This is a genomic window from Alistipes sp. CAG:268, from assembly GCA_000434235.1.
Taxonomy (GTDB): Bacteria; Bacteroidota; Bacteroidia; order Bacteroidales; family Rikenellaceae; genus Alistipes; species Alistipes avistercoris.
Genome location: FR891992.1, coordinates 1,323 through 18,905 on the forward strand (window position 1 = coordinate 1,323; position 17,583 = coordinate 18,905).

General features: G+C 63.4%; 15 protein-coding genes. 6 read left to right on the forward strand and 9 right to left on the reverse strand.

Features of this window, described 5'->3' with window-relative positions; genetic code table 11:
* Positions 1–80 precede the first annotated feature (80 nt).
* From QZL63_RS04385 to QZL63_RS04395, 3 genes are all read left to right on the forward strand, one after another.
* Positions 81–248, forward strand: coding sequence for a DUF362 domain-containing protein (locus tag QZL63_RS04385; protein ID WP_019151157.1), 168 nt, complete (start codon positions 81–83; stop codon positions 246–248).
* Between the two features lie 81 nt (positions 249–329).
* Entirely contained in the window at positions 330–1,232 is a 903-nt protein-coding gene (gene bla / locus QZL63_RS04390; RefSeq protein ID WP_022308112.1) for a class A beta-lactamase, read from the forward strand.
* The gene (locus QZL63_RS04395) at positions 1,219–1,800 is read left to right on the forward strand and encodes a sugar O-acetyltransferase (protein WP_022308113.1); all 582 of its coding nucleotides are present in this window, start codon (positions 1,219–1,221) and stop codon (positions 1,798–1,800) included. The genes bla and QZL63_RS04395 overlap by 14 nt, the downstream gene beginning before the upstream one ends.
* Positions 1,801–1,841: 41 nt before the next feature.
* On the opposite strand, the gene QZL63_RS04400 is transcribed toward QZL63_RS04395, so the two are convergent.
* From QZL63_RS04400 to cysS, 6 genes are all read right to left on the reverse strand, one after another.
* Positions 1,842–3,023: an exo-beta-N-acetylmuramidase NamZ family protein gene (locus tag QZL63_RS04400; protein ID WP_441293893.1), complete on the reverse strand. Its 1,182-nt coding sequence runs from the start codon at positions 3,021–3,023 to the stop codon at positions 1,842–1,844.
* Between the two features lie 70 nt (positions 3,024–3,093).
* Positions 3,094–4,206 carry a peptide chain release factor 2 gene (gene prfB / locus QZL63_RS04405; protein ID WP_022308115.1) on the reverse strand — a complete coding sequence of 371 codons (1,113 nt, stop codon included), beginning with the start codon at positions 4,204–4,206 and terminating at the stop codon, positions 3,094–3,096.
* A gap of 8 nt (positions 4,207–4,214) precedes the next feature.
* On the reverse strand, positions 4,215–4,850 hold the full coding sequence (locus tag QZL63_RS04410) for an AAA family ATPase (RefSeq protein ID WP_022308116.1): 636 nt from the start codon (positions 4,848–4,850) through the stop codon (positions 4,215–4,217).
* Positions 4,847–6,259 carry an MATE family efflux transporter gene (locus QZL63_RS04415; protein ID WP_290586011.1) on the reverse strand — a complete coding sequence of 471 codons (1,413 nt, stop codon included), beginning with the start codon at positions 6,257–6,259 and terminating at the stop codon, positions 4,847–4,849. Before QZL63_RS04415 ends, QZL63_RS04410 begins: the two co-directional genes overlap by 4 nt.
* Before the next feature lie 99 nt (positions 6,260–6,358).
* Entirely contained in the window at positions 6,359–6,880 is a 522-nt protein-coding gene (locus QZL63_RS04420; protein ID WP_022308118.1) for a hypothetical protein, read from the reverse strand.
* A gap of 14 nt (positions 6,881–6,894) precedes the next feature.
* Positions 6,895–8,370 carry a cysteine--tRNA ligase gene (gene cysS, locus QZL63_RS04425; RefSeq protein WP_022308119.1) on the reverse strand — a complete coding sequence of 492 codons (1,476 nt, stop codon included), beginning with the start codon at positions 8,368–8,370 and terminating at the stop codon, positions 6,895–6,897.
* A gap of 268 nt (positions 8,371–8,638) precedes the next feature.
* On the opposite strand from cysS, the gene QZL63_RS04430 reads away from it, so the two are divergent.
* Together QZL63_RS04430 and QZL63_RS04435 are read left to right on the forward strand one after the other, a co-directional pair.
* Positions 8,639–11,866 (forward strand): glycosyltransferase family 117 protein, encoded by a 3,228-nt coding sequence (locus tag QZL63_RS04430; RefSeq protein WP_022308120.1) that lies wholly within the window; start codon positions 8,639–8,641, stop codon positions 11,864–11,866.
* Between the two features lie 274 nt (positions 11,867–12,140).
* Complete coding sequence (locus QZL63_RS04435; RefSeq protein ID WP_022308121.1) at positions 12,141–12,374, forward strand: helix-turn-helix domain-containing protein; 234 nt, start codon at positions 12,141–12,143, stop codon at positions 12,372–12,374.
* 172 nt (positions 12,375–12,546) lie between these two features.
* Here QZL63_RS04435 and QZL63_RS04440 read toward each other — a convergent pair whose 3' ends face one another.
* Entirely contained in the window at positions 12,547–14,187 is a 1,641-nt protein-coding gene (locus tag QZL63_RS04440) for an AMP-binding protein (protein ID WP_022308122.1), read from the reverse strand.
* A gap of 98 nt (positions 14,188–14,285) precedes the next feature.
* Here QZL63_RS04440 and queG point away from each other — a divergent pair, with 98 nt between their 5' ends.
* Positions 14,286–15,209: a tRNA epoxyqueuosine(34) reductase QueG gene (queG, locus tag QZL63_RS04445; protein WP_022308123.1), complete on the forward strand. Its 924-nt coding sequence runs from the start codon at positions 14,286–14,288 to the stop codon at positions 15,207–15,209.
* A 10-nt stretch (positions 15,210–15,219) separates the two neighbouring features.
* Here the strand turns inward: queG and QZL63_RS04450 are convergent, their stop codons facing one another.
* Both QZL63_RS04450 and QZL63_RS04455 read right to left on the reverse strand, forming a co-directional pair.
* Positions 15,220–17,361, reverse strand: a complete 2,142-nt coding sequence (locus QZL63_RS04450) for a fimbrillin family protein (RefSeq protein ID WP_022308124.1) — start codon at positions 17,359–17,361, stop codon at positions 15,220–15,222.
* Positions 17,354–17,479: a hypothetical protein gene (locus tag QZL63_RS04455; RefSeq protein WP_022308125.1), complete on the reverse strand. Its 126-nt coding sequence runs from the start codon at positions 17,477–17,479 to the stop codon at positions 17,354–17,356. Before QZL63_RS04455 ends, QZL63_RS04450 begins: the two co-directional genes overlap by 8 nt.
* Between the last annotated feature and the right edge of the window lie 104 nt (positions 17,480–17,583).

Genomic DNA, 17,583 nt, shown 5'->3' on the forward strand with positions numbered 1-17,583 from the left:
CGGGTTTTGATATTATCAAATAATCCGTTATCTTTGCTGAACACACATACACACACTAACAACAAAAATTCTTTAAGACAATGGCTTACAAAATCACCGACTCCTGCGTAGCCTGCGGCACCTGCATCGGCGAGTGCCCCGTTGAGGCGATTTCGGCCGGCGACATCTACGTGATCGACGCCGACAAGTGCATCGACTGCGGCACCTGCGCAGGCGTTTGCCCGAGCGAAGCAATCGTATCGGAGTAACTCCCGGAACGATTACGAAAAAATGCGGTCCGCCTCTGACGGACCGCATTTTTCATTCACACAACCGATACACCCCCCGACATGAAAAGAGTGATCGCCCTGCTGCTCCTTGCAGCGATGCTCCCGGCCTGCGAAACACCCCGGGAGCAGTTCGAGCGCCGCATCGACCGAATTCTGGAACCCTGCGAAGCTACGGTCGGCGTCGCCGTGCTGGCACCCGACGGCACCCCGATCACGCGCAACGACCGGCCGCTGCCGATGCTGAGCGTCTTCAAGTTCCCCGTAGCGCTGGCCGTGCTCGACCGCGCGGTACGCGAAGGGATTCCGCTCTCGACCCCCGTTGCGGTCGGACCCGAATGGCTTGACAGCGGAACCTACAGCCCGATGCGCGATTCGCTCCCGCCGCAGGGAGGCACGCTCCCGCTCGGCCGGCTGCTTGCCTACGCCGTCTCGCAAAGCGACAACATCGCCTGCGACAGGCTGATCGACTTCGCCGGAGGTCCCGGGGCCGTGGACAGGTATCTGAAAAGGCTGGGAATTACGGAGATCCGCATCACGGCTACGGAGCGCACGATGCATCTGGCAACGGAGAACCAGCGGATCAACACGGCCCGGCCATCGGCACTGTGCAGCCTGTTCGACCGGTTCCTCCAGGGAGAGCTGCTCCCGCAACGGGAGACCGCCTGGCTGCGCGGATTGCTCGAGGGATGTGCGACCGGGCGGAACAAACTCCGAGCGGGACTTCCTCCGGAGGTTCGCCTCGGCCACAAGACGGGCAGTTCGGACCGCACGACCGAAGGGATCCGGATCGCCGACAACGATGCCGGCTACGTCGTACTGCCCGATGGACGACACTACTGCATCACGGTTCTGGTCACCGACTCGCACCACGACGACGCCCGAAACGCCGGCGTCATCGCGGCGATCTCGGAGGCCGCATACGAATACTTCACAAACACGCGACACAAAAATGGACGACCTTGAAAAGATGCGTTCCGGGAGATGGCTCCACGCCGTCACGCCGCCGATCGGCGAGGCCCTGCACCGCACCGAGGAGCTGCTCTTCGCGCTCAACCAGCTGCCGCCGAGCCGCCGCGGGGAGCGCGAGGCGATTCTCCGCCGGCTGCTCGGACATCTCGGCAAGGGGTGCACGATACACAGCCCCTTCCGCTGCGACTTCGGAGAGCAGATCCGCATCGGAGACGGTTTTGTCGGGAACTTCAACCTCACGATCCTCGACGAGGCGCCGGTGACAATCGGCGACCGCGTGCTGATCGGCCCCAACGTGGGTATCTATACGGTCAGTCACGCCCTGCTGCCCGACGAGCGGGCCGAGGGGATCATGCGCTCACTGCCCGTACGGATCGGAAACGACGTCTGGATCGGCGGCCATGCGGTCATCATGCAGGGGGTGACGATCGGCGACGGCGCCGTGATCGGGGCCGGAAGCGTCGTCACACGCGACATCCCGCCCCGCGTCATCGCCGTGGGGAATCCGTGCCGCGTGCTGCGGCCGGTCACCGACCGGGACAGCGTCCGGGAATATCTCTGACCGGACGGATCCGGACCGGCACACGTCCGGTCAGCGGGACATCACTCTTCGTAAAGGAGGTACTTGGCACGGAGGGGGCGGAAACGCGCGACATCCTCCTGCCAGCGGGCCCGGATCTCGGCATCGGTGGCTCCGGCGCGGATCATGCCGCGCACCCAGCCCGCACCCACCAGTTTTTCGAACATCGGGGTGAAGAAGGCATCGCCCAGCGCCTCGAGGTCGCGGTAGGCATCGATCACATAGCGCAGCGTGAAGCCCGTCGCACGCGCCTCGTCGAGCGGCAGAGAGCTCAGATCGACGCCCCGGCATACCTCGCCCTCAAGCGGAGGATGCTTGGCCCCGGCCGTCGGTCGGGGCGTGAAGGTGTAGTTGCGCCCTTTCAGTCCGGGGTGTCCGTAACATGCGAACGGGCGGTCCGTGCCGCGGCCGAGGCTTACGACCGTACCCTCGAAGGGACAGAGCGCCGCATAGAGATAGACCGACCGCTGCGTCGGCAGGTTGGGCGACGGCGCCACGGGCAGCAGATACTCAGTCGCGTGCGTATAGTTGCGGCAGGGGACTACATCGAGCCGGCAGGGGTGCGCCCACCCCTCGCCGATGGCCATGCGGGCAATCTCGCCAAGCGTCATGCCGTGCAGCACGGGAATCGGCAGTTGCCCCACTCCCGAGCGGTACTTCATGTCGAGGAGGGGCCCCTCGACCTTGTCCCCGTTGGGATTGGGACGGTCGAGTACGATCACCTCGCGGCCCGCATCGGCACAGGCATCCGTCAGGCGGAGCATCGTGATGTAATAGGTATAGAAACGCAGCCCCACGTCCTGCAGGTCGATCAGCAGGACGTCGAACGAACGCATCGCCTCGTCCGACGGGCGGCCCGAGCCTCCGTCGTAGAGCGAGCGGATCGGAATCCCGGTGCGGGCATCGACCGTACTGCCGACATGTTCGCCGGCATCGGCCGTACCGCGGAAGCCGTGTTCGGGCGAGAAAATCCCCGTCACGTCGAATCCCCGGGCATGGAGCAGGTCCACCAGATGGACCCGGCCCGAGGCATCGGCGCCCGGCGCCCCCGGCATGTCGGCCACGGAGGTCTGGTTGGCCAGCACCGCCACGCGGCGTCCGGCCAGACGCGGGAAGTAGGCCGCCGTGTCGGTCATCCCGACCAGCACCTCGGCCGACGCGACACCGGGGAGCAGCCACACCACAGCGCAGACGATCCGCCGCACCACGGCACGCGACACGCCCCCGATCCCGCTGCGGAGTGCGGACCGGAGCCGCCGCACCGCCGGGAATCCCTTACGCCTCGGCGCCATACTCCATGAGGTAGGCCTTGATGAAGGCATCCAGGTCGCCGTCCATCACCGCCTCGACGTTCGAGGTCTGCACGCCCGTGCGGTGGTCCTTCACACGGCGGTCGTCGAAGACATAGGAGCGGATCTGCGAGCCCCACTCGATCTTCTTCTTCGAAGCCTCGAGGGCCTGCTGCGTGGCCATGCGCTTGTCCAGTTCGCGCTGGTAGAGTTTCGACCGCAGGATGCGCATGGCGTTCTCGCGGTTCATCAGCTGCGAACGGGTCTCCATGTTCTCGATGAGGAACTCCACCGGTTCGCCCGTATCGGGGTCCTTGCCGTGGTAGCGCAGGCGGACGGCCGTTTCGACCTTATTAACATTCTGCCCGCCGGCGCCCGACGAGCGGAAGGTGTCCCACTCGATGTCGGCCGGATTGATCGTGATCTCGATCGTATCGTCCACGGCCGGCGAAACGAAGACCGAGGCGAAGGTCGTCTGCCGCTTGTTGTTGGCATTGAAGGGCGAGAGGCGCACCATGCGGTGCACGCCGTTCTCGCTCTTGAGGTATCCGTAGGCATATTCGCCCTCGAACTCGAGCGTGCAGGACTTCACGCCCACCTCGTCGCCGGCCTGGTAGTCGAGCATCTTGACCTTGTAGCCGTGCGCCTCGCCCCAGCGGGTATACATGCGCAGCAGCATCGAGGCCCAGTCGAGCGCCTCGGTGCCTCCCGCCCCGGCATTGATGTCCATGATGGCCCCCAGCTTGTCCTCGTCGCGGCGCAGCATGTTGCGCATCTCGAGTTTCTCGATGCGCTCGAGCGCCTGTGCGTAGAGCTCGTCCATCTCGGCCTCGGTGACCACCCCCTCCCGGACGAAGTCGGGCATCAGCTGCAGGTCCTCGACATCCTTGCGCACGGCGTCGTAATCCTCGACCCACGCCTTGATGCCGGCCACCTTGCGCAGTTGTTCGCGCGCCTTGTCGGGGTTCTCCCAGAAGTCGGGCTCCTGGGTCTTCTCCTCCTCGTTGCGGAGGTCAATGCGCTTCTGCTCGATTCCGAGGCAGCGCTCCAGCGCCGCGCGGCGCTGTTCCATCTCCTTGATCTGTTCGGCAAGTACCATTCGTCACGTCAGAATTTCATGTTCAGTTTCCGCGAGGCGAACTCCAGGATGAAATCCGCGGTTCCCTCGTCGCCGAAGACCGTCGAGTTGATCGACAGGTGGTAGGTCGCCGCCGCACCCCAGGTCTTCGAGCTGTAGTAGTTGTAGTAATCGGCACGCCGGGCGTCGCCGCGCTCCATCATCGAGCGCGCCTCCTCCTCGGTGCACCCCGTCCGGCTGCGGAGGCGATGGATGCGCGCCTCGTCGTCGGCCGAGATGAAGACATCGACCCGCCGCGGATGATCGCGCAGGATGTAGTCGGCACAGCGTCCCACGAAGATGCACGACTCGCGGGCGGCCAGATCGCGGATCACGTCGCTCTGGATCTTGAACAGCGCATCGTTCGACAGCACGTTGGTCACGTTGCCCATGTCGCCAGCAAAGGGAGAGCGCAGGTAGGCGATCATGGTCGAGAAGACGTTGCGCGCGCCCTTCTCGTCGGCCTTTTCGAAAAATTCGGGGCAGAGGCCGCTCTGCTGCGCGGCCAGCGTCAGCAGCTCCTTGTCGTAGAGGCGGATGCCGAGCCTGCGGGCGATGATCTCGCCGATATCCTTGCCGCCGCTGCCCAGTTGGCGGCCTATGTTGATTACGAACAACTCTTTCATAACGTCGGTCTGTTTTCGGCGGAGCGGGCCGCATGTTCGGCCCGGAATTTCCGCAATTGGTGTGTCAGCATGAAGAAGGCCACGATCGTAGCCATCAGATCCGAAACCGGCATGGCGCACCACACGCCCCAGCTGCCGTCCCACGGTGTCGAGACCTCGAAGAAATGGGGCAGGAACAGCAGCCCCGGCATCAGGAACAGCAGCTGCCGCGACAGCGACATGAAGATCGCCTTGCCGGCCATGCCGATGCTCTGGAAGAAGTTCGTGGCCACCATCTGGAACCCGATGATCGGGAAGCAGATGAAGACGATGCGCATGCCCTCGACCGAGAGGCGGATCAGCTCCTCGTCGGTAGTGAACAGCGATACGGCCAGGTGCGGGGCGAACTCCCCGACCAGAAAGCCCGTCGTCGTGATGCAGACGGCACAGATGATCGTCAGCCGCAGCACACGCAGCACGCGGTCGTACTGCTGTGCACCGAAGTTGTAGCCCGCAATGGGCTGCATGCCCTGGTTCACGCCCATGACGATCATCACGAAGACGAACGCCAGGCGGTTCACGATGCCGTAGGCGCCGATCATCAGGTCGCCGCCGTAGGTCTTCAGCCCCTTGTTGATCAGGATCACGATGAAGCACGCCGTGAGGTTCATCAGGAAGGGCGACATGCCGATCGAGAGGATGTCGCGCACGATCTTGCCCCGCAGGCGGTAGATGCCGCGGCGGAAGTGGATCAGCTCCGAGCGGTCGGAGAGCAGGCGGAACTGCCACATGAGCGAGATGATCTGCGCCAGGATCGTGGCGATGGCCGCACCGCGGATGCCCCACCCGAAGCCGTAGATGAACAGCGGGTCGAGCACGGCATTGATGATCACGGTGTTGATCGTGGCGTACATCGCCTTGCGCGGATGCCCCGAGGCCCGCAACACGGAGTTCAATCCCAGGTACATGTGCGTCACGACGTTACCTGCGAGAATGACCGTCATGTACTCGCGCGCATAGCCGATCGTCGCCTCGCTGGCGCCGAAGAAATAGAGGATCGGATCGAGGAAGAGCTGGGCCACGAGGCCGAAGCCGATACCGAGGATCAGGTTCAGCATCACGACATTGCCCAGTACGTTCTGGGCCGTGGCATAGTCACGCTGGCCGAGGCGCATCGACACGAGTGTCGCTGCGCCCACGCCGACCAGCGAACCGAACGCCGCGGCGAGGTTCATCAGCGGGAAGGTGAGCGCGAGGCCCGAGATGGCCAACGGGCCCACCCCGTGCCCGATGAAGATGCTGTCCACCATGTTGTAGAGCGACGAGGCCGTCATGGCCACGACCGCAGGTACGGCATATTGCATGAGCAACTTGCGGATGCTCTCCGTACCGAGGGCCATCGCCGCCGATTTGAGTTGTGGTTCCGCCATAAGATTTTACGTTTTAATCCGTTGCCCGCCCCTCCGGCGGCGGGTTTTCCGTTTCATTGCGTCCGTTCGCGACGGTCCGGCGCGACGGAACGACGCCCGCTACCGCGGAACGGCGCGGTCGAGTTTTTCGAACCAGTCCCGGTAGACCGCCGGATCGGTGGACATGCCCAGCTCCTCGGTCGAGAAACCCGACGTCTCGTCCGAATACCACTGGCGGGCGATGTAGACCGTCAGCCGCACCTCGGAGGTCTGGTGGGCCGGCTGCACGAGAAAACTCAGACGGCGGATCTCCCCGGCGACCGGAATCGCCGAGGCCATCTCGAGGGGCAGCACCTGCCGGGCCACGACGAGCCCCGAGGCCCGGTCGGCGCTCTCGATCAGACACCCTTCCGACTGCAGCACATCGAGCAGCAGATCATAGCACTCACCGGCCCCGACGGTCATCGGATGGCGCGTCAGCGCGGCTATCTGCCGTACATCGGGCGTGCCTGCGACCACCGAGGTCTGCTCGCGGGCCTTCAACACGTTCATCGACCCGCAGGCCGAAAGTCCCGCGGCAACCGACGCCGCAAGCGCGGCATACAGGCCGGCCCTGCGGCCGAAGATCCGAGTCCGTTCCATTGCAGCTCCGTTTTTTACTCCAGCTCCCAGTCCGAACCGTCCTTGCGGTCCTTGACGCGGATGCCCGCAGCGGTCAGTCCGTCGCGGATGCGGTCCGAGGTCGGCCAGTCCTTGGCGGCCTTGGCCTGCTGGCGGATGGCAAGGAGCATCTCGACCAGCGGCGTCACATAGTCGCGGCCCGCAGCCGCACCGGCGGCCTTCTCGTCGCGCAGGCCGAGGATATCGAAGGCATAGCGGTGCACCGTCTGCCGGAGCGTCTCAAGATCGGCAGCCGTGATCGACTCCTTGCCGTCGGCCAACTGGTTGATCGTCCGCACCCAGTCGAAAAGGGCCGAGATGACCATCGGCGAGTTCAGGTCGTCGTCCATCGCCGCGCGGCAGCGCTCCTCGAGTTCGGCAGGCTGCACCGTCGAGGTGGCCGACGGCTGCAGCCGGTCGAGCGTCTCGATGCCCTTCATCAGGCGGTCGAGCCCCTTTTCAGCGGCCTGCAGCGCCTCGTTCGAGAAGTCGAGTGTCGAACGGTAGTGGGCCTGCAGCACGAAGAAGCGGATCGTCATCGGCGAATAGGCCTGCGCCAGCAGCTTGTGGCTGCCCGTGAAGAGCTCCTCGAGGGTGATGAAGTTGCCGAGCGACTTGCCCATCTTCTGTCCATTGATCGTGATCATGTTGTTATGGACCCAGAAGCGTGCAGAATCGTGGCCGAGAGCGGCCGTGGACTGCGCGATCTCGCACTCGTGGTGCGGGAACATCAGGTCCATGCCGCCGCCGTGGATGTCGAAGCGCTCGCCGAGGTACTTGGTACTCATCGCCGAGCACTCCATGTGCCAACCGGGGAAGCCCTCGCCCCACGGCGAGGGCCAGTGCATGATGTGCTCCGGAGCGGCCTTCTTCCAGAGGGCAAAGTCGTAGGAGTGGCGCTTGTCCGACTGCCCGTCGAGCTCGCGCGTGTTGGCCACGATGTCCTCGAGGTTGCGGCCCGAGAGGCGTCCGTAGTGGTATTTGGCGTTGTATTTCTCCACATCGAAGTAGACCGAGCCGTTCGAGACATAGGCGAACCCGTCGTCAAGGATCCGCTGCACGAAGGCGATCTGCTCGATGATGTGGCCCGAGGCGTGGGGCTCGATCGAGGGGGTCTCGACGTTGAGTGCGTCCATCGCGCGGTGGTAGCGCTCCGTATAGTAGTGCGCCACCTCCATCGGTTCGAGCTGCTCGAGGCGCGCCTTCTTGGCGATCTTATCCTCGCCCTCGTCGGCATCGTGCTCCAGATGGCCCACATCCGTGATGTTGCGCACGTAGCGCACCTTGTAACCCAGCGACTTGAGGTAACGGAACAGCAGGTCGAAGGTCACGGCCGGACGGGCGTGACCCAAATGCGGATCGCCGTAGACCGTAGGTCCGCAGACATACATCCCGACGCGCCCGGGCGTCAGCGGCTCGAACTCCTCCTTGCGGCGGGTGAGCGTATTGTAAAGCACGAGTTTGGAATCCATAGTCGTAAAGAATATAATCGTTTCGAACGGGTAAAGTTACGATTTTTTCGCGACAAATCGCATGCGAAGCCCCTAAAAAAGCATCCGCCGTGTTTTTTCGCCCGCATGACATCCCGGCAGCTGCCGCCCCGGCACAGGCAATTCCGACCGCAGGAATCCGAAAAAAGGGCAGCAATGCGCTTCCGCGAAATATTTATTGGAAATAACCCGTTTAATCACTACATTTGCAGGATAAATCCGCTATCAAAACAACGTCAATACGGACAACATGACATTCTTCAAACGCTGGAACAACATCGTCGGCTGGACGGTCTTCGCCATTGCCGCAGCCGTCTACCTGATGACGATGGAACCGGTTTCGAGCCTCTGGGACTGCTCGGAATTCATCGCCACCTCCTACAAACTCGAAGTGGGGCACCCGCCCGGGGCCCCGTTGTTCATGATGCTGGCACGCCTGGCCACGCTCTTCGCTTTCGGCGACCCGGACCTGGTCGGTATGGCCGTCAATGCCATGAACTCGCTGGCCAGCGCCTTCTGCATCCTCTTCCTCTTCTGGACCATCACGCACCTGGCGCGGCGCCTGGTAACCCGCGGCGGTGCGGAGCTGACCCACGCCCGGGCGTGGGCCGTGCTCGGAGCCGGAGCCGTCGGCGCCCTGGCCTACACCTTCACCGACACCTTCTGGTTCTCGGCCATCGAGGGCGAGGTCTACGCCCTCTCGTCGATGTTCACGGCACTGGTCGTGTGGCTCATGCTCAAATGGGAGGAGCAGGCCGACCAGCCCCACGCCTCGCGCTGGATCGTGCTGATCGCCTACCTGATGGGCCTCTCGATCGGCGTGCACATCCTCAACCTGCTCACCATCCCGACGCTGGCCTTCATCTACTACTTCCGCAAGACCGAGCAGGTGACCTTCAAGGGCGTGGTCTACACGACACTCATCGCCTGCGCCGCCCTGCTGTTCGTGAACAACATCATCATCCCCTACACGGTATGGATCGGCGCACAGATCGACACGCTGTTCGTCAATACGTTCGGGCTGCCCGCCAACTCGGGCATGGTGCTCTTCGCCCTGGCGCTGATCATCGGGATGGGCTGGGCTTCGTGGAAGGCCCACTGCAAGGGCCGCGTCGTGCAGAACATCCTGCTGCTCTCGACCACGATGATCCTCGTCGGCTTCTCGTCCTACGCCTCGATGACCATCCGGGCCGCAGCCAACCCGCCGATGAACTCCAACAACCCCAACAACCCGCATGCGCTGCTGTCGGTGCTCAACCGTGACCAGTACGGCAGCCGCCCGCTCCTGTTCGGCGCCTACTACTCGGCACCTCCCGAGGATGTTGTGGAGAAGACGGTCACCTACCTCGACGAGGACGGCAAATACAAGGAGGCCAAGGTGCTCACGGGATACACCCATGCCCCGGAGTTCACACACTTCTTCCCCCGCGTGTGGAACTACCTCAAGGGGGAGAAGGAGTACAAGCAGTGGGCTGCCTACCGCACGAAGATGGAGGTCGTCCGTGACGAGAACGGGCAGGTGGTCCGCGACGAGAACGGGCGTCCCAAGCAGCAGGAGGTCGTCGATTTCGGCCGCAAACGGATCTACACCGACCGCTACGGGGAGACGCGCACGGTCGTCGAGCCGACCTTCGCCGAGAACCTCAACTTCTTCTTCAACTACCAGCTCTCGTACATGTACTGGCGCTACTTCCTGTGGAACTTCGTGGGACGCCAGAGCGACATACAGCCCTCGCAGACGACGATCACCGACGGCAACTGGCTCTCGGGCATCCGGTGGATCGACGAGAAATACCTCGGCCCGCAGGACAACCTGCCCCGCGAGGTGGCCGGAAACAAGGGACGCAACACCTACTATTTCCTCCCCTTCCTGCTGGGTCTCATCGGCCTGCTCTACCAGCTCAACCGCGACCCGCGCAACTTCTCGATCGTCATGTGGCTCTTCGTCATGACGGGCATCGCGCTGGTCTTCTACTTCAACACCTCGCCCAACGAGCCGCGCGAGCGTGACTACGTCTACGCCGGATCGTTCTACGCCTTCTCGATTTGGATCGGCTTCGGCGTGCTGGCCATCCGCGAGCTCATCGTGTGGCTCACGCGCCGCGACACGAAGGCCGTGGCCCTGGCCGCCACCGTCGTCTCGATGGGCGTGCCGGCGATCCTCGCGGCACAGAACTGGGACGACCACGACCGATCGGGCCGCTACATGGCCCGCGACATCGGTTGGAACTACCTCCAGTCCACCCTGCCCAACTCGATCATCATCAACTACGGCGACAACGACACCTTCCCGCTCTGGAACAACCAGGAGGTCTACGGCGTACGCCCCGACGTGCGGATCATGAACACCTCCTACCTCGGCGGCGAATGGTACATCGACGAGATGAAGACCAGGGCCAACGACGCCCCCGGCATCCCCTTCTCGCTGCCCAAGAGCAAGTACACCTACGTGAACGACTACGTGCCCATCGTCGAGAAGATCAACTATGCGGCCGATATCCGCGAGGTGATCGACTTCGTCCGCGACGACAGCCCGCGCAGCAAACTCCAGTACTCGGACGGCTCAATGGTGGACTATATCCCCGTGCGGCGGATCGCCCTGCCGGTGAACAAGGAGAATGCCATCGCCTCGGGCATCGTGGCCGAAAAGGACCGCGACCTGATGGTGGACACGGTCTACCTCAACCTCAAGGGCGACGCGCTGCAGAAGAACGAACTGATGCTGCTCGACATGCTCGCCAACTTCGACTGGAAGCGCCCGATCTACCTCACGCAGGTCTACATCTTCCAGAGCCTCGGCCTGCTGGACTACCTCCAGTTCGACGGATATGCCTACCGCTTCGTACCGATCCTGACACCCGTACACAACCCCTATGAGATCGGACGGGTCGATCCCGACTACGCCGCCCCGCTGCTGCGCGACACGTTCCGCTACGGCAACCTCGCCGATCCGGACGTCTACGTCGATTTCTTCACGCAGCACCACCTGGCGGCCTCGCACAGCCGCGAGGCGTTCGCCACGGTAGCCAAGGAGCTGCTTCGGCAGAACCGCGTCGAGGAGGCCGTCGAGCTGCTCGACCTGGGTCTCGAACGGCTCCCGACCTCGCAGATCCGGTTCACGGATGCGAACACCTATCCGTTCCTCGAGGCCTACTACGCCGCCTCGTCGCTCGGCGACGGAACCGCGGCCGAAAAGGGCGACTCGCTGCTGCGCGAATATGCCCAGACGCTGATCGAGTACATCGAATACTACCTGCGCTTCGACGGCGCCCAGGGCGACATGGTCTCCGGCCTGATCGACGAAAAGCTCGACCAGCTGGGAGATATCTACTACCTGGCCAACTACGCCGGACGCAATGAAATCGTAGCCGAACTCAACGACTACTACCGCTCGCTGGGCGTGCCCGAAGAGCACCTGCTCAATGCCGGCGATTCGCTCCGCCCGGCCGATACGGTACAGCCGCTGCCTGTCGAATGACGATACGAAGGGGTTGCCCAACCCCACATGCAAATACGAGAAAGCCCCGACCTTGAAGTCGGGGCTTTTTTTGGCGGCATGCCGCAACGGGCGAATGCGACGGGCGGAATTTCCGGAAGACCGGTCGATCAAATGGTGTGACGCAACACCCCGCCCGCCGCAGATGCACTCGTCCGAACGGCACTATTCGTGCAGCGGCAAAGATAAGCAATTTTCCGAATAATGACATATAAGTCATTACACAATTATTCGGGGAAACCGTTCCTTTGTCCCGATGAAACAACCGTGGCGCGATACGATCCTACTGAAAGCGATAGCCCGCAGGCTCAAGGAGCTGCGGGCCGCAAAGGGTGTTTCGCAGGAGACCGTCTACGAGGACACGGGGCTGCACATCGGCCGCATCGAGACCGAACGACACAACATCACGGTAAGCACCCTCTCCCGGTTGTGCGACTACTACGGCATCACGTTGAGCGAGTTTTTCGAAGGGATCAAGGTTCCCGAGTAAACGCTCCGGACAGAGACGCCGACCGGGCCTCGGAACCGGCCCAAAGCCCGCAACGGAACAGGAAACAGGAACCCCGCATCGACAGTCGATGCGGGGTTCCTGTTTCGGATGCGATGCGCCGATACGGCCGGGGCCGCGGACCGCAGACATCGTCCACGGCGAATGCCGGCGGTCAGGCTCCCTCCTTGCCGCGCTTGTTGTAGAGGAAACGCTTGATCTTGTGTGTCGGGGTCTTGACAAACTCCTCCTTCTCCTCGACTACCTCGGAGATCTTCGAGAAGCGGTTCACCTTCGAATTGACGAACTCGATGATCTCCTTCTTGAGCTGCTCGGTCTTGGCCTCGAGTGCCTCCTTGCGCGTCTCCCATCCCTCGCGCCAGTCGTCGATCATCGCCTCGATCTCGTCGCGGTTGAAGTGTACGAGCGCCACCAGACGGCCCTCGTGCTCGGTAACGATCGAGTCGGCAATGCAGACGTGCGAGTTGAGCACGCTCTCGATATCCTCGGGGTAGATGTTCTCACCGCCCGGGCCGACGATCATGTTCTTCAGGCGCCCCTTGATGTAGAGCCAGCCGTCCTTGTCGAACTCGCCCAGGTCGCCCGTGCGGAACCATCCGTCGGCCGTGAAGGCCTCGCGGGTCGCGTCGGGATTCTTGAAATACCCCAGCATGACGCTCGGCGTGCGGGCGACGATCTCGCCCTGCCGCGTGTCGGGATTGACGTTGTCCAACCGGAGTTCCACACCCGGAGCAGCGGGACCCGTCGAACCGAGCCGCACCTGTGCCGGCGCGGCACCGGCCAGCAGCGGCGCCGTCTCGGTCAGCCCGTAGCCGATGGCATAGGGCACCCGGGCCTCCAGCAGGAACTGCTCGGCACCGCGGTCGAGCTTCGCCCCGCCGATACCGAGGAAGCGCAACCGCCCGCCGAAGAGTTTCATGAGCTTCTTGCCCGCCACGCGGTGGAGATAGCGGCGCGTAAATCCCACCCGGTAGAGCGAACGCCAGAAACCGTTGGAGTGGAACTTGGCGAGCACCTGGTGGCGGTAGATCTTCTCGATGATGAGCGGCACGATGAGCATCACCGTAGGCCGCACGGCCCGCAGTGCGGGCATCAGGGCCGAGGCCGTGGGCGGACGGTCGAGGTAGACGACCCGGGCACCCATCGAGAAGGGATAGATCATGCCGATCGAACATTCGTAGGTGTGCGACAGCGGCAGCACCGAAAGGAAGACGTCGCCGCCGCCGATGGGGAAGATCGCGGCCGACATGTCCACCTGCGCACAGAGTGCGCGGTGGGTGAGCATCACGCCCTTGGGCTTGGAGGTCGTGCCCGACGTATAGATGATGACGGCCAGGTCGTCGGGCGAAGGCACCGACATGGAACCCTCGCCACGCACCCGCTGCGAGATGACGCCCAGGTTCTTGGTGCGGACCACGACGTTGAGCCGCTCGATCGTATGGCGGGAGAGCTTCGTGAAGAGGCGGTCCGAAACGAGCAGCGCCCGTGCCTCGGAGTGCTCGATGATCATGTCGAGTTCCTCGCCCGAGAAGTCGGGAAGGATCGGCACGACAATCATGCCGGCCGTCGTTACAGCGTAATAACAGACGCCCCAGTTGGGCATGTTGCTGCTCAGCAGAGCCACCTTGTCGCCGGCCCGCAGGCCCGCACCGCAGAGGATCTCCTGCACGCGGGCGATCCGGCGTCCGACTTCGGCATAGGTCAGCTCCTCACCGTCGTACATGGAAAACGCAACCCGGTCGGCGAATTTTTCCACGCTGTTGCGAACCAGTCCGTACAGAGTATCGATTGTCATAACAGTGTCTTTATAACGGCGTAACGATAACGCGAAATTACGGTACGAAATTACGAATTTCCCGTTAAAAATCACTATTTTTGAACCAAAATATCAACATGCTCGACAGGCAGAACATTCTGAAGGCAGCGGCAGATCGGGGTTTCGACCTCTGCGGCGTCGTACCGTGCCGGCATCTGGCCGAAAACGAAGCCCGTTTCCGCAACTGGCTGTCATGCGGTTACCAGTCGTCACTGGGCTATCTGGAGCGAAATACCGAGAAACGGTTCGACCCCCGCCTGCTGGTCGAGGGCGCCCGCACGGCCGTGGTCTGCGCCGTCGCCTACAAGAACCGCGCAAGCGGAGGATACGCCCCGGAATGCCGCACGAAGGTGGCCTCGTATGCCGCGGCATGCGACTACCACACGACGCTGCGCGGCATGCTGCACGGCCTGCTCGAGGAGCTCAGGGGCGCCAACCCGGACCTTCGCGGCCGGGTCTTCGTCGATACGGCCCCGCTGGCCGAGAAGCAGCTGGCCGTGGAGGCGGGTCTGGGGTGGATCGGCCGCCAGTCGCTGCTCGTCACCCCGCAATACGGCACCTTCGTCGTGCTGGGCGAGCTGCTTCTGGACCAGGAAGCCGACAGCTACGACACCCCCTTTGCCGGGTCTCGCTGCGGGACGTGCCGCCGCTGCATCGAGGCATGCCCCACGGGAGCCATTCTGCCCGACCGCATGATCGACACGGGGCGCTGCATCGCCTGCCACACCATCGAACGGCAGCCCGACACGCCGATCGGCCTCAACGGCTGGATCTTCGGCTGCGACACCTGTCAGAACGCCTGCCCGTGGAACGACCGCACGCCGCAACACCGCAACCCGTCCTTCGACCCGCTCTTCGACCCCCGGTCGATGGATGCCGCCGCATGGCGGGAGCTCAACGAGGAGGCCTTCGCCGAACGGTTCGGCCGAACGCCGCTCATGCGCAGCGGTCTGCAGCGGATCCTGAAGAACATCGACGACGGAGGGCCGGAGCAGCCGTGACCGCCTGCGGCTACTCCCGCATGCAGCGCACCGGAAGGCCGAACCCGCGCGGATCGGTCGCCGCGATGTAGACGTTCGTTGCCGTGAGCCCGAAATAGGCAGCCCCGGCCAGATCCGAAACGGCCGGCGAACTCGACCAGTAGTAGCCTGCCGAAAGGAATGAGAAGACCGCATACTCGTCATAGCGGAATCCGACTCCCGGATAAAAAGTCGTATTCGTCCCGTCGTAGAGGAAATTCCAACCCTGCAGGAACGACCCCGAAACATTTACGTCGCCGCTCGACATGGCCGCCGAGGAGCCGGTTGTCGTGAAGGCCGTAAAGACATAGGGATGGGGCACCACCCAGCCCGGCGGGCAGGGATCGAAGAGCGTCTTGGTCGTAGTCTGGCCGGCATTGTACCCGAGCGGATTGCCCCACAGTTCGTCGTTGCGGTACGATGCGCCGTTGCCGGCCCCGGCCCCGTAATACCAGTCGTAGGAGGTGGCGTTGGTCGTTGCGATGAACGTCTCGGGATGGGCCGTGGCATACCATGTGTTGCCCGTGTAACCCTCGTAGGAACCGGGTGAACCGCTGCTCTGCACGGGACTCCACGTCGAGAGGAAGGTGAGCGGCACGTTGTTTTCGTCGAAGACAATCTGCCCCCACGGGAAAGGATCCTTGCGGCCCCACTGGAAGAGCGGCGCGCGGAACGACCGCGCATAGGGTCCGTCCTCCTTGTAGATAGCCCCCAGGTTGCGGTCCATCATTACGGCCGACCCGGCCCCGTAGGCCTGCTCGTATGCCGGGGCCATCACATAGGTCTCGGCCGCAGCCAACAACTCCTCGTTCGAGGAGTCCGTGATCCAGATGTGCCAGCTCCAGATGGCCTCGTCCGACGTGGCGTCGGGATAGAGAGCGATCACCGCATTGCCTCCCAGCTCGGTAGGCCGTCCCGTCAGCGTAAACGAGATCTGCCCGTCTGCATAGGTGACGCTGCCCGGTTCGATCAGGTTCGGCTTGCTCTGCCAGAGCAGGCGCGCCACGCTGCCGTCCGACAGCGTGGCCGAAAGGGTCCGCCCTTCGTAGCGCTGCACGGCCGACTGCAATCCGGGAGTGATCACGCCGTTGCCGGCCACCGTAGCATCGAACGAGTAACTCTGCGAGGCCACGCTGGCAATATAGCAGTTGGCCGTCTCGGAGGAGGAGAGGCTCACTGTCGGCTGCGGCGCCGTACCGGAGGAGAGCTCCTGCGTGACGACCTTCATCTGTCCGGCGGCGATTGCGATACCGGGCAGCGAAAAGGTCGAGGTATACCCGTCGGCGGTCGTCACAACGAAGTAGATGTCGCCGCCCCCGAGCGAGTAGTCCGCGGGATTGATTGTCAGATAGGCTACCACAGGATCGCTGCCCAGGACGGGCTGTTCGTTCAGCGACAGGCCGCAGTAGCCGATCTGCGCCGAACCTCCGGCATAGGAGCCCGTATTGTTGCCCGTCGAGGCGGTCAGGTCGAAGGTGAAGCTGCCGGCCATGATGTCCAGATCCGACAACGCACCGCTCGACGAGACCGTCGCCACGTCCGTAGCATAGAGCGTTATGGAAGCAAGGCTCTTACCGGCCATCGTCCCCGAAGCCGTCAGGTCGAGTTCGACGACCGCAAAGGCGTGGCTGAAGCTCAGGGCCGGGAAGGACGCATCCGTCGAACTGACGGCCGCGGCGACCAGAAAATCCGAGTCGCCCAGATGCGTCGAGTCGCCCGCGGCGCGCTGCGTCTGCTGCGGCGGAAGGGTGAAGGCAATGCCCGTAGCGTCGGACGAACTCTGCGACGGATCGTAGGGATAATAGGCGTAAAGCGTATAGGACGAAGCCCCGTCAGCCAGGGTAAGCTCGCCGTAGAAGGTTCCGCTCGACGCGGCTTCCGTTCCCGAAAAGGTCATCGGGGCATTCACGGTCGTGAAGGTCCCGCCGCTCTCGACATAGACGCCGATCCGGTCGCCCGGCGACCATTGCACGTTGTAGCCGTCGGAAGCCAGTTCGGTCCGCGTCGCGGGGGCCGAAGCCTCGATCCCCACGGTGTGCACGACAAGCTGCGGCGCGGAACTCCCCTCGGTCCTGTCGGCCGCGCAGGAGCACAACACCCACGCACCGGCCGCCGCCAGCCACCATCTATCCATTCCAATCCTCCCGGTCGAAACCTTCGACCCCGCCGTCCACCGCCGAAGCCGCAAATCCCAGTTCCACGGGGACTTCCAGCACTTCGAGGTCCGGCTGCAAATAGACTTCGCGTTCCATGATCGTGTGATTTACCCGATGGAGCACGCACATACCGTACCAAACGGCGACCAGCCCGGGCAAAAAAAGATCCGGATCCCGCACGGGGATCCGGATCCGCAGTC